The following is a 21757-nucleotide window of genomic DNA, read 5'->3' as shown; positions in this document are numbered from 1 at the left end:
AGGTGTATGTCCGTAATCTGACGCTGCATGATTTCCGTTCCTGGGAGCATGTGTCAGTCGAATTAACACCCGGCACAACGCTTTTCGTCGGAAGAAACGGCTTCGGCAAGACCAATCTACTCGAGGCCCTGTACTACTTGTCGGGCTTGCGCTCGCATCGCGTCAGCACCGATCAGCCGTTGATCAGGTCTGGTGCGGAGCAGGCCAGGTTGTCCGCGACCGTGGAAAACGACGGCCGGGAACTGACAGTCGATCTGCTGATCGTCGCGTCCAAGGCCAACAAGGCCGCGATCAACGGTGCACCGCGCCGCCGTCCGCGGGACATCCTGGGGATCCTGCGCACCGTGATGTTCGCTCCGGAAGACCTGTCGCTGGTGCGCGGCGACCCGGGGGAGCGTCGACGATTCGCCGACGAACTCACCGCTGCTCGTGGCCCACGATGGGCGGCGGCCAAAGCCGATTACGATCGGGTGCTGCGGCAACGGGCCGCCCTTCTCAAGACCGCCTCGGCGGCGCTGCGTCGGGGTGGCGGTGACGCCGACTCGGTGATCAGCACGCTCGATGTCTGGGATGCTCAGCTCGCCGAGTACGGGGCGCAAGTCACCGCGGCCAGAATCGATCTCGTTGCTGAACTGGGACCGCATGTGCGGCAGGCATATTCGACGATCGCGCCGCAGTCTCGGCCGGCATCGCTGCATTACCGTTCATCGGTGTCGGAGAATGTGATCCCGGCGGAGGGGGAGAAGGCCGACCTCGAGTACATCGAGGCTGTGATGCTGAGCGATCTGTCGATGCTGCGTAAAAAAGAGATCGAACGAGGTGTCTGTCTGGTCGGACCCCATCGGGACGACATCGATCTGATGTTGGGCAACGAACCGGCGAAGGGCTTCGCCAGCCATGGAGAATCGTGGTCGATGGCGTTGTCGCTGCGACTGGGTTCGGTGGAACTGGCCCGTGCCGACGGCGTCGAACCGGTCCTCATGCTCGACGATGTGTTCGCCGAACTCGATGCCAAACGCCGTGAGAAGCTGGTCGAGGTGGCCGAAGGTGCCGAGCAGGTGTTGGTCACCGCTGCGGTTGCCGACGACATCCCGGCGCAGATCGGTGGCCGCACCGTTGCGGTCAACATCGTCGAATCCGAAGGTGTCCGAACGTCAGAGTTGGTGGTACAGGGATGAGCGAGAGCGATTCGGATCGACCTTCCGGTGGTGCCGACACGCCGCAGGGCGGTGAATCCGGCAATAAAAACCCGGCGCCGACTGGCTACGACATGGCCCGTAAGGCGCTGGAGGACGCTCGCGCAGCAGCCAAGGCCGCCGGAAAATCGGTCGGACAGGGCCGGGCGTCACCGGCCGCACGCAAGCCCGGATCACGTCGACCCACCCGACGCGGCTGGACCGGTGCCGGTCCGGATCAGTACGACCCACAGCCGTTCGGCCGACTCGTGGGCGGTCTGGCCGGGCGTCGCGGCTGGAGCGACAAGATCAGCGAAGGTACCGTTTTCGGGTCCTGGGACCGCATCGTCGGCGAAGAGATCGCGTCGCATGCGCAGCCAAAAGCATTGCAGGAACGAGTTTTACACGTCACCGCTGAATCGACGGCCTGGGCCACCCAATTGCGGTTGGTCCAGTCACAGATCATCGCGAAGATCGCGGCGGTGGTGGGCGACAATGTGGTGACCAGTCTGCGGATCACCGGTCCACAGGCTCCGTCCTGGCGCAAAGGTGAGCGCCATGTTCGCGGCCGCGGACCGCGGGACACCTACGGATAGAACCATCACCGGGGTCGATGTCGGCAAATGGGCGAGAAAACCGTCGCAACGAACGTCGGACCCCAGAGTTGTCGGTCAGACTTGGACTCTGTCGAGAAAATCCGCCAGGAGAGACGTGAGGGGTGCGGCAGGGCTATCTCTTGTCGCCTCACCCAGTAGTATGTAGTGAGTTGCCCCGAACCGGGGCAGACCGCCGCGTGGAGAACCCCCGGAACAAGCAGAGATCTGTGACTGCCGGGTGCGTGCTGCGTGGTGAATCATTGGCGATGTAAGGAGCGGACGCACTCGTGGCCGACAGCACCGAACCCCAGCAACCGGCAGCCTCGGAACCGGCGAAGACCCCGGAACCGGCAAAGAAAGCCCCGGCAAAGAAGAAGGGGAACAGCGAATACGGTGCGGACTCGATCAGCATCCTCGAGGGTCTCGAGGCGGTCCGGAAACGGCCCGGTATGTATATCGGATCCACTGGAGAGCGCGGACTCCACCATCTGATCTGGGAAGTTGTCGACAACTCTGTCGATGAGGCGATGGCCGGATACGCCACGCGTGTCGATGTCACCCTGCGGGCCGATGGCGCCGTTCAGGTTGTTGACGACGGCCGTGGAATTCCGGTCGAGATGCACAAGACCGGCGTCCCGACCGTCGAGGTCGTCATGACCCAGCTCCATGCCGGTGGCAAGTTCGACTCCGACTCCTACGCTGTCTCCGGCGGTCTACACGGTGTCGGTATCTCGGTGGTCAACGCGCTGTCGACCAAGGTCGAACTCGAGATCGCGCGTGACGGCTTCAACTGGTCCCAGACCTACAAGAAGGCAGTTCCCGAGCCACTGGTCAAGGGTTCGCCGTCCAAGAAAACCGGAACCCTGGTGCGGTATTGGGCCGATGACTCGATTTTCGAGACCACCGACTACAACTTCGACACCATCGCACGGCGACTGCAGGAGATGGCCTTCCTCAACAAGGGCCTGACCATCACTCTGACAGATGAGCGTGCGGCCACGGTTGCGGTCGGTGATGCCGACGACGTCGAGATCGCCGAGGCACCCAAGTCCGAAGACGAACTCGCCGAAGAGGCGGAGAACACCGAGCTCGCCGAAGATGTTCCGGTCGATGCCGAGGGTAAGCCCGAAGTTCACAGCAAGAAGCGCCGCACTCGCACCTATCACTACCCGGGTGGCCTGGAAGATTTTGTGGCCCATCTGAACCGGACCAAGCAGGCGATCCACCAATCGATCGTCGGCTTCACCGCCAAGGGCACCGGCCATGAGCTCGAGGTGGCCATGCAGTGGAACAACGGTTACGCCGAATCGGTGCACACCTTCGCGAACACCATCAACACCCATGAGGGTGGTACGCACGAAGAGGGTTTCCGCGCGGCGCTGACCACCACCGTCAACCGCTACGCGCTCGACAAGAAGCTGGTGAAAGAGAAAGACGGCAAGCTCACCGGTGATGACATCCGTGAGGGTTTGGCTGCGGTCATCTCGGTGAAGGTCGCCGAACCCCAGTTCGAGGGTCAGACCAAGACCAAGCTCGGTAACACCGAGGTCAAGAGCTTTGTGCAGAAGGTGAGCAACGAACACCTCTCGCATTGGTTCGAGGCGAATCCCGCCGAGGCCAAGATCATCATCAAGAAGGCGCTCGATTCTGCGCAGGCCCGTTTGGCCGCCCGAAAAGCGCGAGAGTTGGTGCGCCGCAAGAGCGCCACCGATATCGGCGGTCTGCCGGGCAAGCTCGCCGATTGCCGCAGCAAGGATCCCAGCAAGTGTGAGGTCTACATCGTGGAGGGCGACTCGGCCGGTGGTAGCGCCAAATCCGGTCGCGACTCGATGTACCAGGCGATTCTGCCGCTGCGCGGAAAGATCATCAACGTCGAGAAGGCGCGGATCGACCGGGTTCTCAAGAACACCGAGGTCCAGTCGATCATCACCGCGTTCGGCACCGGTATCCACGACGAGTTCGACATTGCCAAACTGCGGTACCACAAAATCGTGCTGATGGCCGACGCCGACGTTGACGGACAACACATCTCGACGCTGCTGATGACCCTGCTGTTCCGTTTCATGCGCCCGCTGGTCGAGCACGGCCACGTCTATCTGGCCCAACCGCCGCTGTACAAGCTCAAGTGGCAGAAGGGCGCCGCACCGGAGTTCGCCTATTCCGACCGGGAACGTGACGGTCTGTTGAAGGCGGGCGCCGAGGCCGGCAAGAAGATCAACAAGGAAGACGGCATCCAGCGCTACAAAGGTCTGGGCGAGATGAATGCCAAGGAACTGTGGGAAACGACCATGGATCCCGCGGTCCGAGTTCTCCGTCAAGTGACGCTTGATGATGCCGCTGCCGCCGATGAGCTGTTCAGTGTGTTGATGGGTGAGGACGTGGTCGCGCGCCGCAGCTTCATCGCGCGCAACGCGAAAGACGTTCGCTTCCTGGACGTCTGACCGGCGTCGTCACTCACCCATCAGCCTGATACAACGAAAGCGAAACGATGACCGACACCACCTTGCCGCCCGACAGGGGCGAAGGCGACCGCATCGAACCGGTAGACATCCAGCAGGAGATGCAGCGCAGCTACATCGATTACGCGATGAGCGTGATCGTGGGCCGCGCCCTGCCCGAGGTCCGCGACGGTCTCAAGCCCGTGCATCGCCGGTTGCTCTACGCGATGAACGACGCCGGTTTCCGCCCGGACCGCAGCTACGTCAAGTCGGCCAAGCCGGTCGCCGAGACGATGGGTAACTACCACCCCCATGGTGATACCGCGATCTACGACGCCCTGGTCCGCCTGGCCCAGCCGTGGTCGATGCGGTACCCGCTGGTCGACGGCCAGGGCAACTTCGGTTCGCGTGGCAACGATGGCGCGGCCGCCATGCGTTACACCGAAGCCCGGCTGACCCCGCTTGCCATGGAGATGTTGCGTGACATCACCGAGGAGACAGTCGATTTCATCCCGAACTACGACGGCAAGACACAGGAACCGACGGTATTGCCGTCGCGTATCCCGAACCTGCTGATCAACGGCTCGAGTGGTATCGCGGTCGGTATGGCGACCAACATCCCGCCGCACAACCTCGGTGAAGTCGCCAATGCCATCTTCTGGGCCCTGGACAACTACGAAGCCGACGAGGAAACCACCCTCGCCGCGTGCATGGAAGCCATCAAGGGACCGGACTTTCCCACCTACGGACTCATCGTTGGTGGTCAGGGCATCCGGGATGCGTACACCACCGGTCGCGGCAGTGTGAAGATGCGCGGTGTCGTGGAGATCGAAGAGAACAAGGGCGCGACCACCCTTGTCATCACCGAGCTGCCGTACCAGGTCAACCCGGACAACATGATCCTGTCGATCGCCGAGCAGGTGAACGAAGGAAAACTCAAGGGCATCAGCAAGATTGATGACGAGTCTTCTGATCGTGTGGGTATGCGCATCGTGGTCACGCTGCGTCGCGACGCGGTGGCCAAGGTTGTTCTGAACAACCTCTACAAGCACAGTCAGCTGCAGACCAGCTTCGGCGTGAACATGCTGTCGATCGTCGACGGTGTACCGCGAACCCTGCGGTTGGACAGGATGATCCGGCTGTACGTGGCCCACCAGATCGAGGTCATCGTACGGCGGACCAGGTATCGGCTGCGCAAGGCCGAAGAGCGCGCCCATATCCTGCGTGGTCTGGTCAAAGCCCTTGACGCACTTGATGAAGTGATCGCACTCATCCGTCGTTCGCAGACGGTTGATCTGGCCCGTACCGGATTGATCGACCTGCTCGATGTCGACGAGATCCAGGCCGACGCGATCCTGGCGATGCAGTTGCGGCGCCTCGCCGCCCTGGAGCGACAGAAGATCGTCGATGAGTTGGCGGAGATCGAAGTCGAAATCGCCGACTACCAGGACATCCTGGCCAGGCCAGAGCGTCAGCGCGCCATCGTGCGTGACGAATTGGCCGAGATCGTCGAAAAGTTCGCCGACGAACGCCGGACGAAAATCATTGCCGCAGACGGTGATGTCTCGGACGAGGATCTGATCGCCCGTGAAGACGTCGTGGTCACGATCACCGAGACCGGCTACGCCAAGCGCACCAAAACCGACCTGTACCGCAGCCAGAAGCGCGGCGGCAAGGGCGTGCAGGGCGCAGGGCTGAAGCAGGACGACATCGTCCGGCACTTCTTCGTGTGCTCCACGCACGACTGGATCCTGTTCTTCACCACCAAGGGTCGGGTCTACCGCGCCAAGGCATACGAACTGCCCGAGGCCAACCGCACCGCCCGCGGACAGCATGTCGCCAACCTTCTGGCCTTCCAGCCCGAAGAGCGCATCGCCCAGGTCATCCAGATCAAGAGTTATGAGGATGCCCCGTACCTGGTACTGGCCACTCTCGGTGGACTGGTCAAGAAGTCACGTCTGGTCGATTTCGATTCGAACCGCTCCGGCGGCATCTTCGCGATCAACCTGCGTGGCGAAGACGAACTCGTCGGTGCGCAGTTGTGCAGTGCCGAGGACGACCTACTGCTGGTGTCGACCAAGGGCCAATCCATCCGGTTCTCCGCAACCGATGACGCGTTGCGGCCGATGGGCAGGCAGACCTCGGGTGTCCAGGGGATGCGTTTCAACGACGATGACCAGTTGTTGTCGTTGAACGTGGTCCGAGAGGGCACCTATCTGCTGGTGGCTACGTCCGGTGGCTACGCGAAGCGCACCGCGATGGACGACTATCCGGTGCAGGGTCGTGGCGGCAAGGGTGTGTTGACGATCCAGTACGACAAGCGGCGTGGTGCCTTGGTCGGCGCACTGATCGTCGATGACGACAGCGAGCTCTACGCCATCACGTCGGGTGGCGGTGTGATCCGCACCGCGGCCCGCCAGGTTCGCAAGGCGGGACGCCAAACCAAGGGCGTCCGCCTGATGAACCTCGACGAAGGAACTACGCTCTTGGCTATTGCCCGTAACGCTGACGAGCCGGATGAACTGGTGGAGGAGCAGAGCGGGCCTGCTGGCAAGAAGTAGCCAGGAGACCAGCAGCACTGAACGGTCGGAGCAGGCGAGGTGCTCCGCGAGACGACGCCGAAGGCAAAGGAACGCATGAGCACACCCAATGAGCCCACGGAACCCAACACCGAAGGCGACTCGGCCGGGACCCCTGGGCCAGTGCAAAAGCCGGCTTCGTCGAACGGAGCGAGCGCGCAAGCGCCTGTTCCCGGGACCAACGGGGTGAGGCCTGCCGTCTCGGTGCAGGATCAGCCGCCGCGGGACCCCGAAACGGGCCCTGCCAAGGCGCAGACCGGCGGCGATGAGACGAAGGCACATCCGGTGACACCGCCACCATCGGGACCGGTACAGGGTCGTCCGACAGCTACCGGTCCGGGTGGGGTTCCGCCGTGGCAGCGGGGCGGGGTCGGTGCTCCCGGTCCGGGTCAGCAACCTCCGCAGGGTCCGGCGGGTGGTCCCGGCAAGCCGCTGCCTCCGGCAGGCAACCAGCCGCCTCCGGGCGCTGCCGGGCAGCAGCCTCCCGGTGTCCCGACGCAGGGTCGGGGTCCGGCCGGACCGCCTCCGGGGCGTCCGTCCTCGGGTTCAGGCGCACCCGGGCAACCCGGTGGTCCGCAGACCGTCAAACGTCCGGTGATCACCGGTACCGCGGCGCCGAAACTGCTCGATGGCCCGACTCGGAACATCGATCGCCGGGATCTCGCTCAGGAGGATCTCCCGGACCTCGATGCCATTCACCATCCCGAGGCCGCTCCTGCGCCGATACAGCCGATCTCAGCGGTCCCGGCGCACAGTCCTGTGGGCGCTGCCCTGCGTGCGTCGGTACAGCTGCGTCGGATCGACCCGTGGTCTGCCTTCAAGGTGTCGGCAGTGCTGTCGGTGGCGTCGTTCTTCGTCTGGATGATCGCGATCGGTGTGTTGTATCTCATCCTCGACGGTATGGGCGTCTGGGATCAGATCAACAACTCCTTCGGAACCCTGGTGTCGAGCGACACCGAGACGGAGTCGTCGTTCGAGATCAGTGCCGGCGGAGTGTTCGGAATCGCAGCGTTGGTCGGAGCCGTGAACGTGGTGTTGTTCACAGCGTTGGCGACGGTTGGTTCGTTCATCTACAACCTGTCATCCGATCTTGTCGGCGGGCTTGAGGTCACTCTCGCGGATCGCGACTAAACAGGGTCTTTGACCAGCCGTTTTGTTGTGTGGGGCCGACGTCGGGTAATCTCTGATTTCGGTTCAAGGGCCTATAGCTCAGGCGGTTAGAGCGCTTCGCTGATAACGAAGAGGTCGGAGGTTCAAGTCCTCCTAGGCCCACTGTGACCATGAGTCCACACCGCGGACGAAAACCCGAAAGGGACGTGATGAAGTTCGTTTTGATCACCGCCGCGGCACTGGCACTCGTAGTCGCGAGCCTGCTCGCCGAGTCTCGTCGCAAGATGGAGATTTGGCACGGGTTGCCCGAAAGTCAGTGAGAACTGGCGCCGGGGCCTTAGCTCAGTTGGTAGAGCGCTGCCTTTGCAAGGCAGATGTCAGGAGTTCGAATCTCCTAGGCTCCACAGAAAAATGACCACCTTCCCCAATCCGGGGAGGTGGTCATTTTTGTGTCGGTAGGTATTTCGCAAATCCAACCGGAATGCGAATTACATAGATGCAATTGTTTCACGGGAAACATGACCGATTCGGTGTCGCACACGTCCTGAGCGCCGTTCTGAGGCCGCGAGAAGTCGCGCACTGCCTCAGGTCCGAGTTGGTGTCCGCGGGCCGCTCCGACAAGAGTGAGGGGCATGGAATTACGTGTCTTCGTCGAACCACAGCAGGGTGCCACCTACAGCGATCAACTGGCGGTGGCCCAGACCGCAGAGGCAGCGGGGTACGGGGCGTTCTTCCGCTCCGACCACTACCTCGCGATGAACGCCGAGGGGCTGCCCGGACCGACGGATGCCTGGACCACACTCGCCGGCATCGCGCGGGAGACCTCCACGATTCGCCTCGGCACGTTGGTCACCTCGGCGACCTTCCGGTATCCGGGCCCGCTGGCGATCACGGTCGCGCAGGTCGACGAGATGTCGGGTGGCCGTGTGGACTTCGGTTACGGCGCCGGCTGGTTCGAGGCCGAGCACAATGCGTACGCCATCCCTTTCCCGTCGCTCGGTAAGCGGTTCGACCGCCTGGAGGAGTCGCTGGCGATCATCACCGGCCTATGGACGACACCGGTGGGGCAGACGTTCTCGTATACCGGTGAGCAGTACTCAGTGACCGATTCACCGGGACTGCCGAAGCCCGTTCAGAGTCCGACACCGCCGATCCTGCTCGGTGGCCAGGGCAAGAAGCGGACGCCGGCGTTGGCCGCGCAGTACGCCAGTGAGTTCAACGTCCCGTTTGTCTCGGCGCAGACGGCACAGGAGACGTTCGGTCGCGTCCGGCAGGCCTGCACCGACCGGGGCCGCTCACCCGACGACCTGGTGTATTCCGCCGCACTGGTCGTGTGTGCGGGCGCCGACGACGCGGAGGTGACTCGACGGGCGGCAAAGATCGGCCGGGACGTCGACGAACTCAAGGCCAACGGCCTCGCCGGATCCCCGGCGGAGATCGTCGACAAGATCGGGACCTACGCGCAGGCCGGCGCATCGAGGATCTATCTGCAGGTGCTCGACATGGCAGATCTGGCTCACATCGACTACATCGCCGACAAGGTCATGCCTCAGCTCTGACCCGAAGATGCGCTCCACATACAACGATCCGCTCCACTTGCAGCGCACTGCAGGTGGAGCGGATCGCGGAAAGTGGAACCGATTGTGAAGAGGTGCGTCAGCTGCCGGTGCCGACGATGTAGAGGTAGCCGCCCAGCACCAGCACGGAGGCCGCCAGGTAGAGATAGCCGACCCAGAGCGCGGCGATGGCGAACGAGCTGCCCTGTTCTCCGCTGCGGCGGATCTGTGCACGCGCGATGTGGCCGCAGATGATCCCGGCGATGAACGTCACGCCGATCACCGACAAGACCAACGCCGCGATCGAGGTGCGGTTGGTCCTGTTTGCCCGCGATGTGGGTGCGGGTGTCATCTGTGCTCCGGTTTCGTGATCCTCGACGGGGTCGGCGAGATAGGCGGCGGAGTAGTCGTCGTAGTTCTCACTGCGACGATCCGCCGGGTCGTGGGTCTGTGAATATGCGTTGCCGGGCCCGGCCGCGGGCGAACCGATGCCTGCGGCGGGACCGCTCAGCGGGGCCGGGGATGACGTTGATTGCCACGGTGGGGGCTGCTGGGGGCCGGATTGCCCCGGTCCCGGCCTGCCGGGGGCCGGCCGGTAGGGCGCACCCGGTGGCGGGCCGGATCCCGGCATGGGCGGTGGGACGCGGTTCGGCGGCGGCTGATTGACCGGCGGCGGACCCGGGCGTCCACCCTGCGGGGCAGGACCCGCGCCTTGACGCGGGGGCTGCCGATAGCCGGGAGGTGGCGCACCCGTAGGTCCTCGCTGCTCCCATGCGGGCACCGGCGCATTGCGCCGCCGGGTTGGGTCCCCGTTCTCAACACTCACGAATCACACGGTACCCGTCTGCCCGGTGTCAGCTTTCCGTCTGGCCGTTCGATGACGGCGACGAAGATGACGGCGATGACGGTGCGGAGACCGGTTCGACGTCGTCGACCACCGGGACATCGGTCAGGCGCGGGGGAGCGGCGGCCACCGAGGGCGGTGCCGGACGGCGGCGACGGGAAATCGCGAACACGGCCGCACCCGCTGCCAGGGCACCGGCGGTGATGAGCGCAATCTTCAGCCGTCGTCGCGAAGGCTTGATCGTTGCCACCTGCTCCGGCAGTGCGTCGGCCAGGCCGGTGCGTTGCAGGCCGGACACCACGGTCGGATTGGTGATCTGCACGGGGAAGGTGTCAGCGGCGCGGTGACGGTATTCGTCGGTCAGTCGGCGGGCGTCCGCAGCGAGTTCGGCTTCCTTCGAATATGCCTGGGCTCCAAGTTTTTTGGCACCGGACCAGGCAGCTGCGCCGGTGGTGCGGGTGGCGAGGGCAGCAGAGTTGAACGTCTTGCGGATACCGATGCCACCCAATCCGAGCGATCCCCGGGTCACATTCGTCAGACCTGCCAGGCTCTGGTTGGTACCGAGACGCAGGCGCTGACTCGAGGACAACGCGACCGCCTTGTCTCGCACTGCTTTCAGATCAGATTCGAGTGTGCTCATGAAAAAACTCCTCGGGTAGAACCAGCTGGATCGACTCCACACTAGTGCCACCGGTGATGCGATCTGGGCGGTTGTGTCCGGGGCATCACAGCCGAAGTGGCACCATGGTGGGCGTGACCACAGCATTGAAAACCGCAACCGCGACCCTGCACACCAATAAAGGTGACATCAAGATCGCCCTGTTCGGTAACCACGCACCCAAGACCGTTGCGAACTTCACCGGCCTGGCAGACGGCTCCAAGGACTACTCGACGGCAAACGCCTCGGGTGGCGACAGTGGACCGTTCTACGACGGCGCCGTCTTCCATCGGATCATCTCCGGCTTCATGCTCCAGGGTGGTGACCCCACCGGAACCGGCACGGGTGGCCCCGGCTACCAGTTCGAAGACGAGTTCCACCCGGAGCTCACCTTCAGCCAGCCGTACCTGCTGGCGATGGCGAACGCCGGACCGGGCACGAACGGTTCGCAGTTCTTCATCACCCTCGGACCCACCCCGCACCTGAACCGCAAGCACACCATCTTCGGTGTCGTCGAGGACGACGAGTCGAAGAAGGTCGTCGACGCGATCGGCAGTGTCGCCACCGACCGTCGGGACCGTCCGCTTGAGGACGTTGTCATCGAGCGGGTCACGATTTCCTGACCTGTTGTGACATACCAGCCGCCGGCTTCTCAATCGCCGTCTCCACCTACCCAGGTGTGTGTTCGGCATCCCGATCGGCCGACGGGACTGGCGTGTAGCCGGTGCGGGCGTCCGGCCTGCTCCGATTGTCTGACCCCGGCCGCAGTCGGCCAACACTGTGTCGACTGCGTCCGGGCTTCCGGTCGTCAGGTTCCCCGGGCCCGCACCATCGGTGCCAAGGTCGCCTGGGCCACCTACACCTTGATGGCGATCAACATCGCCCTGTTCTTGATCGTCGCCGCCCAGGCGAAGAGCATCACCGACGTCGCGGCGTCGTCGCAGCTGTTCGCCGATGGCGCGCTCTGGGGGCCGTTCATGGCTTCGGGCGAATACTGGCGGTTGCTCACCGCCGGCTTCTTGCATTTCTCGCTGATCCACGTCGGGATCAACATGTTTTCTCTGTACATCCTGGGTCGCGACGTCGAGTTGACCCTTGGTACCGCACGTTTCGTCGGGATCTACCTGACCTCGTTGCTCGGTGGCAGCGCCGCGGTGATGCTGTTCGGTGACTCGCTGGCCATCAATGCCGGTGCCTCGGGAGCGATCTTCGGTTTGATGGGTGCCACGCTGGTCGTGGTGCTGAAGGCCAAGATCCCGGCCACCGGTCTGTTGGGCATCATCGCCCTGAACGTGGTGCTCTCGTTCACGATCCCGAACATCTCGATCTGGGCCCACTTCGGCGGCCTGGCATTCGGCGCCGCGGCGGCCGCAGGAATCGTCTACGGACCGGAGCTGCTGCCCACCCGATCACGCAATCCCCGCAATGCAACGGCGGTGGGATTCCTGGCGATGGGCCTACTGATCGTGGTGGCGTTGGTCGTCGGAATCGTGAAGGCCCAGACGCTGACGTTCTGACGGGTTCACCGAACCCGCTATTTGCGCTCTTCCACCGGTAGTCCGGCCGCGCGCAGCGCATCGGCCACATCGAGTGGGTTGGTGCCCAGATCCCAGCGCCCGTAGATGACCAGACGTTCCCCCTCGTGGGCCTGCTCATCGTCCAGATCAAGTTCCAGATGCGGTACCCGGCGGCCGAACCGCGGGTACGTGAGCACCTGTGCCCGGCGCACGTCGTCGAACGAATAACTACACGTCCCCCGGAAAAGCGTGCGGACGTGTAGTTCGCGGCCTTCTACGGCCAGCTTCGGACGGATCCACAAACTCTGCCCGCCGAGCAGCAGGAGCAGCAGCGCGGCGATGAGCATCAGTGCCATGCCCGCAGGGTCGGTGCCGGAGAAAAGTCCGGCGCCACCCAGGGCGAGCCCACCGACCACCATCAGTGCACCCATCGGTGCTGGTGTCGCCCATTCCAAACGTGCGTTTACAGAGTTATCCACAGGCCTTATCCACATTGAGGATGAATTACACACATGTTGTTCCACAGCTGTGGATGAATGAAAGTGCTGTTCACCGCCACTTCACTCCACAGGGGTTATCCACACTGGGGATGAATTACACACATGGTGTTCCACAGCCTGTGAATCATTGAAGGTGCAGTTCAACGCCACTTCATCGTCATCACGAGACCGGCAACCATGAACCCGAATCCGATGAGGAAGTTCCAGGAGCCGAGCTCGTACATCCAGTTGAGGATCTTGCCGGGAGCGCCGAGGGACTCGGGCGTGGCGACCAGGTAGAACACCATGAGCCAGGCCAGGCCCAGCAGCATCAGGCCGAGCATCACCGAAACGAAGACGGCGCCGGAGGGGCCGGCCTTCACTTTCACCGGTGTGCGGCTGGCAGGGTTGATCGTGTAATCGGTCTTCTTGCGGACCTTTGACTTGGGCATGACTTCCTCGGTTCGCGGGTACAAACGTTTCCCTATAACCTAACGCACCCGTCGCCGGGTGCCGGAGTTCTGCGGCTCCCCGGAAAGTGGGGTGAGCTCGCGGCATCGACCCAGGTAGCCTGTCGACGTGAACCCTGGTCCCCCTGTGCAGATCCTGGTCGTCGACAACTACGACAGCTTCGTCTACAACCTTGTCCAATATCTCGGACAACTCGGAGTCCATGCCCAGGTCTGGCGCAACGACGACGAGCGGCTGGCCGATCCGGCGGCCGCGGTGGCGCAATTCGATGGTGTGTTGCTCTCGCCTGGACCGGGAACACCGCAGCGAGCCGGAGCGACCATGTCACTGGTGGGTGCCGCCGCCGCTGCCGGTACCCCGTTGCTCGGGGTCTGTCTTGGCCACCAGGCCATCGGCGCCGCGTTCGGTGCAACCGTCGATCGGGCACCGGAGCTCCTGCACGGCAAGACCTCGCTGGTGACCCACAACAACGAGGGTGTCCTGGCCGGTCTGCCCAACCCGTTCACCGCCACCAGATATCACTCACTGACGGTATTGCCGGAGACCATCCCCGACGAATTGGTCGTCACCGCCCAGACCGATACCGGGATCGTGATGGCGATGCGCCACCGCGAACTACCGATCCATGGCGTGCAGTTCCACCCGGAGAGCGTGCTCACCGAAGGTGGCCATCGGATGCTCGCCAACTGGCTGACGGTCTGTGGCATGGCCGTGCCCGATGGTCAGGTCAACACCCTCGAGGCACAGGTCGCCGCAGCGCTGGGCTGAGGACCGCCCGCGTCAGTTCGGTTGGCGTGACGTCACATCCGCGAGCGTCGGCTGGAGTGGATTGCCTGGCGCGACATCGCTGCCGACGCGTTGACGATCTGATCGCCGAAGCGTTCGAGTACAAATGCCTGGGTCGCTGCCAGGTGGGCTCGGGCCAGTCGTTCGGCCTCGTCGGCCCGTCCGGCCGCGATCTCCTCGACGAGGCGGCGGTGGGCGTGAACAGCGCCTTCCGCTGCGTGTTCAGAGGGGTACTCGCCGTGCCGGGTGCGGGCTTCTGCCCACGCTTCTCGAGATGGTAGGCGGCAGAAATATCGTCGGGGCGGTGGACCTCGGCTCCACCGATGCTGCCGCGCCGAACCGTCACCAGCACAGCGCAGCAAGCTGCAGATGATCTTTCAGGATCCGATCTCCTCGCTCAATCCATTGCGACGCGTCGAGGACATCGTCGCCGAGGGTCTGCGCATCCAGGGCAATCTCAGCAAGTCGGAGATTCTCGCGCGGACCAGGGCGATGATCGAACGGGTCGGCCTGGATCCGGATACCGCTTCTGACCGTCGCCCGCACGAGTTCTCCGGTGGCCAATGCCAACGCATCTCGATCGCACGGGCCATGGTCTTGGATCCTGAGCTCGTCATCTGCGATGAACCGGTGTCGGCTCTCGATGTCCTGGTGCAGGCCCAAATCATCAACCTCTTGAAGGAGATGAGAGAGCGATACCAGCTCACGCTGGTGTTCATCGCGCACGATCTGGCGGTGATCAAGAATCTCAGCGACCGCGTGGTCGTGATGTACCTCGGGAAGGTGTGCGAGGTCGCGGCCACCGACGAGCTGTTCTCTGTTCCGGTACACCCGTACACCCGTGCGCTGATCGACTCGGTGCCCGAACCCGACCCGACCGTGCCGGTGTCCACGGCGCAGCTGCAAGGTGACCTGCCCTCGCCGATGAACCCACCCAGCGGCTGTCGCTTCCGAACGCGGTGCCCGTCGGCGCAAGAGCGTTGTGCCGTCGAAGAACCGGAGATCCGGGAGATCCGCCCCGGGCACTTTGCTGCCTGTCATTACCCGCACTTCGACGGCCCCTCGGCTAAAACGCTCGGTTAGAACAGGGCGCGTCACGCGCGGGACCGCGAGTCTTTACTGTCCTTGCCTCTGTCATCACCCACACCCCGCGCCGAGCACCTTCGGTAGCGGGGAGCAGCTTTCAGCCGCGTACGTGCAACCCGAACCCGGTGCGTCCAGCCGGCTCGAGTCCCTCCTTCAGTTGCAATGAGGGGATCTCGTAGTCACCGAAGTTCTGCCGCCGGAACCCTATTGGCTCCGTCGAATGCAAGGTGAGCAAGCGCTGCTCGAATGCTTTCGCGACGTCCGGGTAGTCCTCGTCGCTCATCCTGTCCGTGCCGTACAGCACGAACGGTGGCAGCACCTCGATCCCCGGGTAATAGAGGATGCCGTGCTGGAACGGGAACAGCAGGTCCTCGATCGGACCGTTGATTCCGCGCGGGGTGTAATGCGACTCCGGTCCGCCGGTTGTCACCGACAGTAATGCTCTCTTGCCTGCGAGAGTGCCTTCACCGAATCGTTCGCCGTATTTGGTGTCACTGTGTTCGCCGACGCCGTATGCGAAGTGGAAGCTGAATACCCGATCTACCCAGCCTTTGAGAATCGCGGGCATCGTGTACCACCACAGCGGGAACTGGAAGATGATCGTATCGGCCCACAGCAACTTCTCTTGCTCCGCAAGAACATCCGGTGTGAGCGTCCCGGCGTCGAAAGCCCCACCCGAGTTCCGGGCGACCTGCAGCGGGCTAGAGGCGTGGGGGCCGAAGTCCTCGGCGTCGACGACAGCTTTCCAGTTCATCGCGTACAGGTCGCTGACCCGCACCTCGTGTCCAGCGCTCTCCAACGTCGAGACCGCAAGGTCCTTGAGTGAGCTGTTGAGCGACGTGGGCTCCGGGTGGGCGTAAATGATCAGTGTCTTCATGGAAACTCCTTCGTGTCGGGTGCTTTCGATTCTGGGTGCCGCGGCGCCGGACATTCAGGGGCGCTGTTACCAACGGATGGGACTTCCTGGTATCGGCAGGACCACCTTCATCCGCACTACCTCGGCCAAACCGAGTCCATACTGAGGGGCATGGACGATCTTGCGGGCTTCCTGCGGACCCGGCGTTCCCGGGTCGACCCGGCTGCCGTCGGCATTCCCTCCGACAGTCGCCGTCGGGTCGAAGGTCTGCGCCGCGAAGAGGTCGCACACCTATCCGGAGTCAGCGTCGACTACTACGTACGCTTGGAGCAGGGTCGCGCGACCCAGCCCTCCGAGCAGGTCCTTGACGCACTCGCCCGCGTCCTCGAACTCGACGACACCGAACGTGGACACCTGCACCGCCTCGCCCGGCAACGTCGACGGCCCGCCAAGACACCGAACGGACAGCTCCGACCGGAACTGCTCAGCGTTCTCGATCTGGCCGCCAGTGCACCCGCGCTGATCATGAATCACCGCCTCGACGTGCTCGCCGCAAACAAGCTCGCCCGCCTCCTCTACGGGACACCGATACCGGGTCTGAACACCGCCCGCCACATCTTCCTCGCCGAAGCCGAACGTGGCCTCTATGCTGACTGGGACACGTGCACCCTCGACGTCGTCGGGCATCTGCGCCTGGCCGCCGGAACATACCCAGATGACCCACGATTGGCTTCGCTCATCGGTGAACTCGCGATCGGTAGTGAACGATTCCGCAGTCTCTGGTCCCGCGCAGACGTACGCGCCCGCACACACGGACGCAAGGCATACCAGCACCCGCTCGTGGGACTACTGGAACTTCATCAAGAGAACTTCGCGCTACCCGACCAGCCCGGTATGGAACTGATCGTGCTCACTGCCACCCCCGAGAGCCCCACCGCAGACGGACTGCGTCTACTCGAAAGCCTGGGAACATCCGCGACCGTGAGGGACCGCGGTGTCCAGTCATTGTGCGCGACAACACCCGCCGACGATTAGGAGTCTGGGGCAGGGTTGCCCGCTCAAGGTCGAATAGCCACCAAACGTCTGCCGACGGTGCATGAATTTCCGGGCATCGCCCGCCAATCGATCGCCGACGCAATCGACCTTGTGCTCGATCGCTTAGAGCTGCGCAAGTAACTCTCGACGCGCTTTCGCGGTGAAACCCGTTCTTACGTGGCCGATGTAGACAAGTTCACCGGTCGGATTGTGGCCTCCGAGTTGTTGAGAACCGATGCCGGCGGCAGCGCCGACGGAGCCAGGGATCCAGCCACCGATGACGTCCTCGGTGTTTTTGTTGAGCATCAACGTTCGTCCAAAACTGGTGAGCTTGAACCGATTTGCTGGATATGCCCAGATCGTCGAGGAGTTCTCGGCGTTGGAGATAGGGCCGCTGGGTGTTGTCATTGGTGCTGATTCTGTGACCGGTATACCGCAGGTTTCATATACTGCTCACCTGTGCCAGACCAATAAGATTCATTGCAGTAGAACGATTCTGGCGAAGGAACCACGACATCTCAACCGAGGCGGTGCAGCCGGTTGGGCAAATATAGCGAGCCCGCGACAACAACTCTGACTTCACCCTTCGACGCCATCACAGATGTCAGCGACGTACGCAATCTCGTAGCGGCCTCGACCCACGCCTTCAGCGGACAGGTCGAATCCATCGCAGGTTCTAAGACTCGTCACCATCACCGAACAACAAGCACTCGACCCCGCCTCACCGCCATTGGCAGCCGCGGTCACAGCCATCCAGGACAACCTCGATGGCACACTCCCACCATCACACCCGCAGCCGACTCGATAGCCACCGCCACATTCGATTTGAGGGCTACCGCAGCTTTCGGATACTGCACCTGCGCCAGACAAATGGGATCACCGCAGTCAATGCGCACCACTTGCTTGCCGCGCCCGTGTTCATTGATGGAACGATCTTTGCGGGATCCTCGATCCAGTTAGATCAGTACGTATTCGTGGCGGCCGTCTACAAGAGCAAATGGGTAGGTGCCCTACATCCGAAAACGATGTACCCGACTCGACTGCGCAGCGATCTCTGCACGTGGGGATTCGAGGCCGGTTTCGAAACCTTGACCTTCCGCTGATGGTGAGCGGCTGACCAGGTCAAGGAATACCGCAAGGTTCGGAAATTACGCGTGTTCCAGCGTGTGAGATCTGATGAACCCGCCCGGCGGCTGTCGCTTCCGAACGCGGTGCCCGTCGGCGCAAGAGCGTTGTGCCGTCGAAGAACCGGAGGTCCGGGAGATTCGGCCCGGGCACTTCGCGAGGGGAGTCCGGATGACGCAGCGACGGAGGCGGCCATCGAACTGGTCAGGTAGGAGCTCTCGCTACTCCGGTCAGTCGAGGACGACGACCGGCTTGCCTGGCATTCTTCCTGTCTCCAAGCCTGCCTGCGCTACGCCGACCTGTTCGAGACCGTGGCAAACGTGCGCGATCGCGACCTTGATTCGGCCCTCGGTGATGGCCTCTAGTTGCTGGTGGAGTACGTCGGCGGGAAGGTCCGAGGCCTCGCCGGCATAGGCGGTGAGACGCACGCCGGTCGGGATCTGAGCGAGCGGGTTGAAGGCCTGGATCGTCCAGTGGTCCGACAGTGCTCCGGTGAAGCAGACAGTGCCTCGGTTGTGGACGGTGTGGAGGGGAGGAGCTTGTCGATGTTGCCGGGTTCTCTGAGCACAACTGCTCGCATGACTTCTTCCTTCAAATGCCGCATCCCGCGGCGTGGATTCCGATAGAGATCCAATGTGATTCGTTGAGGTAGCGGCCGGGAACGATCGACTCGTACCCACGTTGCAGAGCTCGCACCTGCTCTGACTTGACGGCGATGATCCGTTCGTCCGGATCGTCGGTGACGATCAGGATGACCTGTCCCGCAACCTGGTAGACGTCCAGCTTGCCGACGAAGGGACGCCCGCAGTCAGTCACCGACCGTCTTCAGGTCGATGGGCCGGCGAGATTTGGGCAGCGTGTCAACCACGAGTCTGTAGGATTCGGTCACCAGTTCCTCGACCAGATTCGTGTCGATGGAGTCGCCGGGAGCCAGCGTGATCCAGTGCTGCTTGTTCATGTGGTAACCGGCAGTGATGTCCGCATATGCCCCACGAAGGGCTGCGGCGCCGGGTCGGACTTGACGATCACGACCGGCCGGCCGGCCAGGTCCCGCATGTGGGAATCCTGCGGAACCACGGTCATCAGCATGAACCATTTTTCGTGAACCTTGGCGGCCTTCCAGCCGGGTTCGAAGGGGTCCAGCGTAGTTGCCGGGAGGCTCTCAGCACACCTTTGGGCTGTGTTCTGCAGGGTTTTCCCGTCCATGGTCGCAAACCCCCTCAGCAACACGGGCACAGCCGGAGCAATGACGGGGCCAGGCTCCCGCTCGCCGCTCTCTCGATGTACTCCCACGTTACGGCCCGTGCCCACGGTCCACGACGTATTGGGTGTATCGCGTGCCCGAGCGAGTTCGTGCGCATCATGTCCCGAGGGGCCGGGCGGGCGCAGCGCCGGCGGATGTTCGTTGCTGACAGGCTCACTGTTTCGGCAGCGGCCCCGGCAAGGGCTCAGAGGTTTCGGGCGGCCTGCTCGCCTTCCCAGATGGCGTTGAAGATTCGCCGCGGCGCCTGGGCATCGCCGACCACCTGGACATCGACACCACTGCCGTTGAGCTCACGGGCCAGCGCATCGTCGGCGGTGTTGCCGAGAACCAGCACGATGGCGTCGATGTCGGTGAGGACCGAAGTCTCCTGTGTGTACACATCTTTCAGCATGACAGTGTCACCGTCGATCGCGGTCACCTCGGTTCCGGGAGTGAATGTCATTCCCGCCCTTCGTAGTTGACCGAATGCGAACGGAAGGTCGTGAGCATCCGCGAAGGCGTGCCCGAGCTGGGGGTATTGCGAGACGATGTGTACCGGATGGCGTCGACTGAGAAGATACTCGGCGGTGACAAACGCTTGCCGGTCACCGGTGTCGTCGACGATCAGGACCCGGTGAGGTATTTCGGTGCGGCCGGTGAGGATCTCCGCAGGCGTATAGACGTTCCACTGATCGGAGCCGGGTAGCGCCGAGGCGGCCACCCAGCGGTCGGGATGCCGCGATGTCCAGCCGTGCCGGATCGGTGTGGATCCGGTGGCGATCACCGCCGCGTCGTAGTGGCCGATGAGATCGTCTGCACTCGCCCGGTGCCCGAGCGCGATCTTGACGTTGCTGTCCGCGAGTTGTGTTGTCAGCCAGTCGGTAACGCCCGCCCACTCACCGTACGAGTCGGCCATTGCGATCAGTCCGACTTGTCCACCGAGTGTCGATTCCTGCTCGAAGAGCGTCACCTCATGGCCGAGTTCGGATGCCGTCAGGGCCGCACGCAGTCCCGCTGGTCCGCCGCCGACGACCGCGACGGTGCGTGGCCGACGAGATCTGACGTCGTCGAGGGCGAATATGCGTTCGCGGCCGACCTTCGGATTGTGTATGCAGGCGAGTGGGCCTCGTGCGAACGAGGCGACACACCAGTTCGATCCGATGCAGGGCCGAATGGTGTCGGATCGCCCCCGCTGGGCCTTCTCCGGCCAGCTCGGATCGGCGATGAGCTGACGCGCCATACCGACGAATTGGGCTCTGCCCGTTGAGAGTATGTCCTCGGCCATCTCCGGGGTGGTGATGCGGCCGACCGCGACCACGGGCACCGAGACCGCCCGGGTGATCGCGGCGGTGTCGGCGACCTCGTATCCGGCGGGCCGGGCAGCCGACGTTCCATAGATCTGCATCCGGTCCAGATAGGTGCCCTGACTGGTGGAGATGTAGTCGACGGCGCCCCAGTGCTCGACTTCGACGGCGATCTGGACCCAGTCGGCGTTGGTCAGAGCGGCGGCGGAATCTCCGTCACTACTGTTGAGCCGGATTCCCAGGATGCGGCCGGTGGGGACGGCCTGCCGGACCTCGTCGACGATCCGACGCACGATGCGCATCCGATTCTCGAACGAACCACCGTAGTCGTCGGTGCGATGATTGGTTGCCGGAGAGAGGAATTGACCGAGCAGGTAGCCGTGGGCCAAACCGTGGATCTCGATACCGTCGACCCCGCCCTCGATCGCGTACTCGGCGGCCCGCACGTAGTGCGCCACCAGTTCGTCGATCTCGGGCAGCGTCATCTCGTGGGGGATCTCGCGGTAGACGGTGTCGGGCACAGCGCTCGGTGCCCAGGTCGGCAGACGGCTGATGATCCCGTCGGTCTGCCTTCCCCGATGCCACAGTTGTGCCAGCAGCAAAGTCCCGTGTGGATGGACGGCCTGCGCCACGGTGCGGTAACTGTCGACCACCGCCGCTTTGTACGCGAGTATTACACCGCGGCGCGGCTGGCTGGTCGGATGAACTGCCATGGCCTCCATGGTGATCACGGCGACGCCCCGGCGAGCACGTTCGGCGTAGTAGTCCGCGCTGGCGTCGGCGAACGTGCCGTCGGTGGAGAACTCCGTGGCATGTGCCGTCATCCAGACCCGGTTGCGGGCGGTGCGCGGCCCGAGGGCGATCGGTGAGAACAATGTGGGGTATTCGTGGGGCATGTG

The 21757-nt window shown here is 63.4% G+C and carries 24 protein-coding genes and 2 tRNA genes; 14 read left to right on the top strand and 12 right to left on the bottom strand.

All coding sequences use genetic code 11. From position 1 onward, the window contains the following. Positions 1–2: 2 nt before the first annotated feature. The 8 genes from recF to AC1TPF_RS03190 all read left to right on the top strand — a co-directional run bounded on the left by recF (position 3) and on the right by AC1TPF_RS03190 (position 9457). The gene (recF, locus tag AC1TPF_RS03225) at positions 3–1178 is read left to right on the top strand and encodes a DNA replication/repair protein RecF (RefSeq protein ID WP_482136540.1); all 1176 of its coding nucleotides are present in this window, start codon (positions 3–5) and stop codon (positions 1176–1178) included. Beyond that, positions 1175–1771 carry a DUF721 family protein gene (locus AC1TPF_RS03220; RefSeq protein WP_482136541.1) on the top strand — a complete coding sequence of 199 codons (597 nt, stop codon included), beginning with the start codon at positions 1175–1177 and terminating at the stop codon, positions 1769–1771. Before recF ends, AC1TPF_RS03220 begins: the two co-directional genes overlap by 4 nt. Before the next feature lie 404 nt (positions 1772–2175). After that, entirely contained in the window at positions 2176–4212 is a 2037-nt protein-coding gene (gene gyrB / locus AC1TPF_RS03215) for a DNA topoisomerase (ATP-hydrolyzing) subunit B (RefSeq protein WP_482137298.1), read from the top strand. 47 nt (positions 4213–4259) lie between these two features. Then, positions 4260–6770 carry a DNA gyrase subunit A gene (gene gyrA, locus AC1TPF_RS03210; RefSeq protein ID WP_482136542.1) on the top strand — a complete coding sequence of 837 codons (2511 nt, stop codon included), beginning with the start codon at positions 4260–4262 and terminating at the stop codon, positions 6768–6770. A 75-nt stretch (positions 6771–6845) separates the two neighbouring features. Continuing rightward, entirely contained in the window at positions 6846–7919 is a 1074-nt protein-coding gene (locus AC1TPF_RS03205; RefSeq protein ID WP_482136543.1) for a DUF3566 domain-containing protein, read from the top strand. Between the two features lie 67 nt (positions 7920–7986). Beyond that, a tRNA-Ile gene (locus AC1TPF_RS03200) sits at positions 7987–8060 on the top strand. A gap of 169 nt (positions 8061–8229) precedes the next feature. Next, positions 8230–8302, top strand: a tRNA-Ala gene (locus AC1TPF_RS03195). A 228-nt stretch (positions 8303–8530) separates the two neighbouring features. Continuing rightward, on the top strand, positions 8531–9457 hold the full coding sequence (locus AC1TPF_RS03190; RefSeq protein WP_482142617.1) for an LLM class F420-dependent oxidoreductase: 927 nt from the start codon (positions 8531–8533) through the stop codon (positions 9455–9457). Between the two features lie 97 nt (positions 9458–9554). On the opposite strand, the gene AC1TPF_RS03185 is transcribed toward AC1TPF_RS03190, so the two are convergent. Both AC1TPF_RS03185 and AC1TPF_RS03180 read right to left on the bottom strand, forming a co-directional pair. Beyond that, positions 9555–10280: a DUF4190 domain-containing protein gene (locus AC1TPF_RS03185; protein ID WP_482136545.1), complete on the bottom strand. Its 726-nt coding sequence runs from the start codon at positions 10278–10280 to the stop codon at positions 9555–9557. A gap of 28 nt (positions 10281–10308) precedes the next feature. Then, positions 10309–10938, bottom strand: coding sequence for a hypothetical protein (locus tag AC1TPF_RS03180; protein ID WP_482136546.1), 630 nt, complete (start codon positions 10936–10938; stop codon positions 10309–10311). Positions 10939–11042: 104 nt separating this feature from the next. Here AC1TPF_RS03180 and AC1TPF_RS03175 point away from each other — a divergent pair, with 104 nt between their 5' ends. Together AC1TPF_RS03175 and AC1TPF_RS03170 are read left to right on the top strand one after the other, a co-directional pair. Further along, positions 11043–11579 carry a peptidylprolyl isomerase gene (locus AC1TPF_RS03175; RefSeq protein WP_482136547.1) on the top strand — a complete coding sequence of 179 codons (537 nt, stop codon included), beginning with the start codon at positions 11043–11045 and terminating at the stop codon, positions 11577–11579. Positions 11580–11633: 54 nt separating this feature from the next. Then, on the top strand, positions 11634–12473 hold the full coding sequence (locus AC1TPF_RS03170; protein ID WP_482136548.1) for a rhomboid family intramembrane serine protease: 840 nt from the start codon (positions 11634–11636) through the stop codon (positions 12471–12473). A 17-nt stretch (positions 12474–12490) separates the two neighbouring features. Here the strand turns inward: AC1TPF_RS03170 and AC1TPF_RS03165 are convergent, their stop codons facing one another. Together AC1TPF_RS03165 and crgA are read right to left on the bottom strand one after the other, a co-directional pair. After that, a complete protein-coding gene (locus AC1TPF_RS03165; protein ID WP_482136549.1) occupies positions 12491–12952 on the bottom strand; it encodes a PH domain-containing protein in 462 nt (153 codons plus the stop codon). Positions 12953–13113: 161 nt separating this feature from the next. Beyond that, positions 13114–13404 (bottom strand): cell division protein CrgA, encoded by a 291-nt coding sequence (crgA, locus tag AC1TPF_RS03160; protein WP_482136550.1) that lies wholly within the window; start codon positions 13402–13404, stop codon positions 13114–13116. A gap of 145 nt (positions 13405–13549) precedes the next feature. On the opposite strand from crgA, the gene AC1TPF_RS03155 reads away from it, so the two are divergent. Further along, complete coding sequence (locus AC1TPF_RS03155) at positions 13550–14191, top strand: aminodeoxychorismate/anthranilate synthase component II (protein WP_482144009.1); 642 nt, start codon at positions 13550–13552, stop codon at positions 14189–14191. 32 nt (positions 14192–14223) lie between these two features. Here the strand turns inward: AC1TPF_RS03155 and AC1TPF_RS03150 are convergent, their stop codons facing one another. Continuing rightward, positions 14224–14571, bottom strand: coding sequence for a hypothetical protein (locus AC1TPF_RS03150; protein WP_482136551.1), 348 nt, complete (start codon positions 14569–14571; stop codon positions 14224–14226). Between the two features lie 7 nt (positions 14572–14578). Here AC1TPF_RS03150 and AC1TPF_RS03145 point away from each other — a divergent pair, with 7 nt between their 5' ends. Continuing rightward, on the top strand, positions 14579–15292 hold the full coding sequence (locus AC1TPF_RS03145; protein ID WP_482142616.1) for an oligopeptide/dipeptide ABC transporter ATP-binding protein: 714 nt from the start codon (positions 14579–14581) through the stop codon (positions 15290–15292). A 100-nt stretch (positions 15293–15392) separates the two neighbouring features. Here AC1TPF_RS03145 and AC1TPF_RS03140 read toward each other — a convergent pair whose 3' ends face one another. Beyond that, the gene (locus AC1TPF_RS03140) at positions 15393–16172 is read right to left on the bottom strand and encodes an NAD(P)H-dependent oxidoreductase (RefSeq protein WP_482136552.1); all 780 of its coding nucleotides are present in this window, start codon (positions 16170–16172) and stop codon (positions 15393–15395) included. 150 nt (positions 16173–16322) lie between these two features. On the opposite strand from AC1TPF_RS03140, the gene AC1TPF_RS03135 reads away from it, so the two are divergent. Beyond that, the gene (locus tag AC1TPF_RS03135; protein ID WP_482136553.1) at positions 16323–17186 is read left to right on the top strand and encodes a helix-turn-helix transcriptional regulator; all 864 of its coding nucleotides are present in this window, start codon (positions 16323–16325) and stop codon (positions 17184–17186) included. 123 nt (positions 17187–17309) lie between these two features. On the opposite strand, the gene AC1TPF_RS03130 is transcribed toward AC1TPF_RS03135, so the two are convergent. Beyond that, entirely contained in the window at positions 17310–17594 is a 285-nt protein-coding gene (locus tag AC1TPF_RS03130; RefSeq protein ID WP_482142615.1) for a hypothetical protein, read from the bottom strand. 359 nt (positions 17595–17953) lie between these two features. Between AC1TPF_RS03130 and AC1TPF_RS03125 the strand changes: the two genes are divergently transcribed. After that, the gene (locus AC1TPF_RS03125; RefSeq protein ID WP_482142613.1) at positions 17954–18289 is read left to right on the top strand and encodes a hypothetical protein; all 336 of its coding nucleotides are present in this window, start codon (positions 17954–17956) and stop codon (positions 18287–18289) included. Positions 18290–18541: 252 nt separating this feature from the next. On the opposite strand, the gene AC1TPF_RS03120 is transcribed toward AC1TPF_RS03125, so the two are convergent. From AC1TPF_RS03120 to AC1TPF_RS03100, 5 genes are all read right to left on the bottom strand, one after another. Next, positions 18542–18991: a zinc-binding dehydrogenase gene (locus tag AC1TPF_RS03120; RefSeq protein WP_482142611.1), complete on the bottom strand. Its 450-nt coding sequence runs from the start codon at positions 18989–18991 to the stop codon at positions 18542–18544. Continuing rightward, on the bottom strand, positions 18903–19127 hold the full coding sequence (locus AC1TPF_RS03115; protein ID WP_482142609.1) for an MmcQ/YjbR family DNA-binding protein: 225 nt from the start codon (positions 19125–19127) through the stop codon (positions 18903–18905). The genes AC1TPF_RS03120 and AC1TPF_RS03115 overlap by 89 nt, the downstream gene beginning before the upstream one ends. Beyond that, positions 19120–19269, bottom strand: coding sequence for an MmcQ/YjbR family DNA-binding protein (locus AC1TPF_RS03110; protein ID WP_482142607.1), 150 nt, complete (start codon positions 19267–19269; stop codon positions 19120–19122). The genes AC1TPF_RS03115 and AC1TPF_RS03110 overlap by 8 nt, the downstream gene beginning before the upstream one ends. After that, positions 19266–19517: an MmcQ/YjbR family DNA-binding protein gene (locus AC1TPF_RS03105; protein ID WP_482142605.1), complete on the bottom strand. Its 252-nt coding sequence runs from the start codon at positions 19515–19517 to the stop codon at positions 19266–19268. Before AC1TPF_RS03105 ends, AC1TPF_RS03110 begins: the two co-directional genes overlap by 4 nt. A gap of 242 nt (positions 19518–19759) precedes the next feature. Then, positions 19760–21754: an FAD-dependent oxidoreductase gene (locus AC1TPF_RS03100; protein ID WP_482142603.1), complete on the bottom strand. Its 1995-nt coding sequence runs from the start codon at positions 21752–21754 to the stop codon at positions 19760–19762. Positions 21755–21757 lie beyond the last annotated feature (3 nt).

It is taken from the genome of Williamsia sp. Y853 (genome assembly GCF_056786495.1).
The sequence above is the reverse complement of the archived record's forward strand: the minus strand, read 5'-3'. Positions and strand labels throughout refer to the sequence as shown.

What these genes read in the sequence shown, in the direction of transcription:
- AC1TPF_RS03220 (WP_482136541.1), top strand. Translation starts at nt 1,175, where the DNA reads ATGAGCGAGAGCGATTCGGATCGACCTTCCGGTGGTGCCGACACGCCG.
- gyrA (WP_482136542.1), top strand. Translation starts at nt 4,260, where the DNA reads ATGACCGACACCACCTTGCCGCCCGACAGGGGCGAAGGCGACCGCATC.
- AC1TPF_RS03205 (WP_482136543.1), top strand. Translation starts at nt 6,846, where the DNA reads ATGAGCACACCCAATGAGCCCACGGAACCCAACACCGAAGGCGACTCG.
- AC1TPF_RS03190 (WP_482142617.1), top strand. Translation starts at nt 8,531, where the DNA reads ATGGAATTACGTGTCTTCGTCGAACCACAGCAGGGTGCCACCTACAGC.
- AC1TPF_RS03180 (WP_482136546.1), bottom strand. Translation starts at nt 10,938, where the DNA reads ATGAGCACACTCGAATCTGATCTGAAAGCAGTGCGAGACAAGGCGGTC.
- AC1TPF_RS03175 (WP_482136547.1), top strand. Translation starts at nt 11,043, where the DNA reads ATGGTGGGCGTGACCACAGCATTGAAAACCGCAACCGCGACCCTGCAC.
- crgA (WP_482136550.1), bottom strand. Translation starts at nt 13,404, where the DNA reads ATGCCCAAGTCAAAGGTCCGCAAGAAGACCGATTACACGATCAACCCT.
- AC1TPF_RS03145 (WP_482142616.1), top strand. Translation starts at nt 14,579, where the DNA reads ATGATCTTTCAGGATCCGATCTCCTCGCTCAATCCATTGCGACGCGTC.
- AC1TPF_RS03140 (WP_482136552.1), bottom strand. Translation starts at nt 16,172, where the DNA reads ATGAAGACACTGATCATTTACGCCCACCCGGAGCCCACGTCGCTCAAC.
- AC1TPF_RS03135 (WP_482136553.1), top strand. Translation starts at nt 16,323, where the DNA reads ATGGACGATCTTGCGGGCTTCCTGCGGACCCGGCGTTCCCGGGTCGAC.
- AC1TPF_RS03130 (WP_482142615.1), bottom strand. Translation starts at nt 17,594, where the DNA reads ATGACAACACCCAGCGGCCCTATCTCCAACGCCGAGAACTCCTCGACG.
- AC1TPF_RS03125 (WP_482142613.1), top strand. Translation starts at nt 17,954, where the DNA reads ATGGCACACTCCCACCATCACACCCGCAGCCGACTCGATAGCCACCGC.
- AC1TPF_RS03110 (WP_482142607.1), bottom strand. Translation starts at nt 19,269, where the DNA reads ATGAACAAGCAGCACTGGATCACGCTGGCTCCCGGCGACTCCATCGAC.
- AC1TPF_RS03105 (WP_482142605.1), bottom strand. Translation starts at nt 19,517, where the DNA reads ATGGACGGGAAAACCCTGCAGAACACAGCCCAAAGGTGTGCTGAGAGC.
- AC1TPF_RS03100 (WP_482142603.1), bottom strand. Translation starts at nt 21,754, where the DNA reads ATGCCCCACGAATACCCCACATTGTTCTCACCGATCGCCCTCGGGCCG.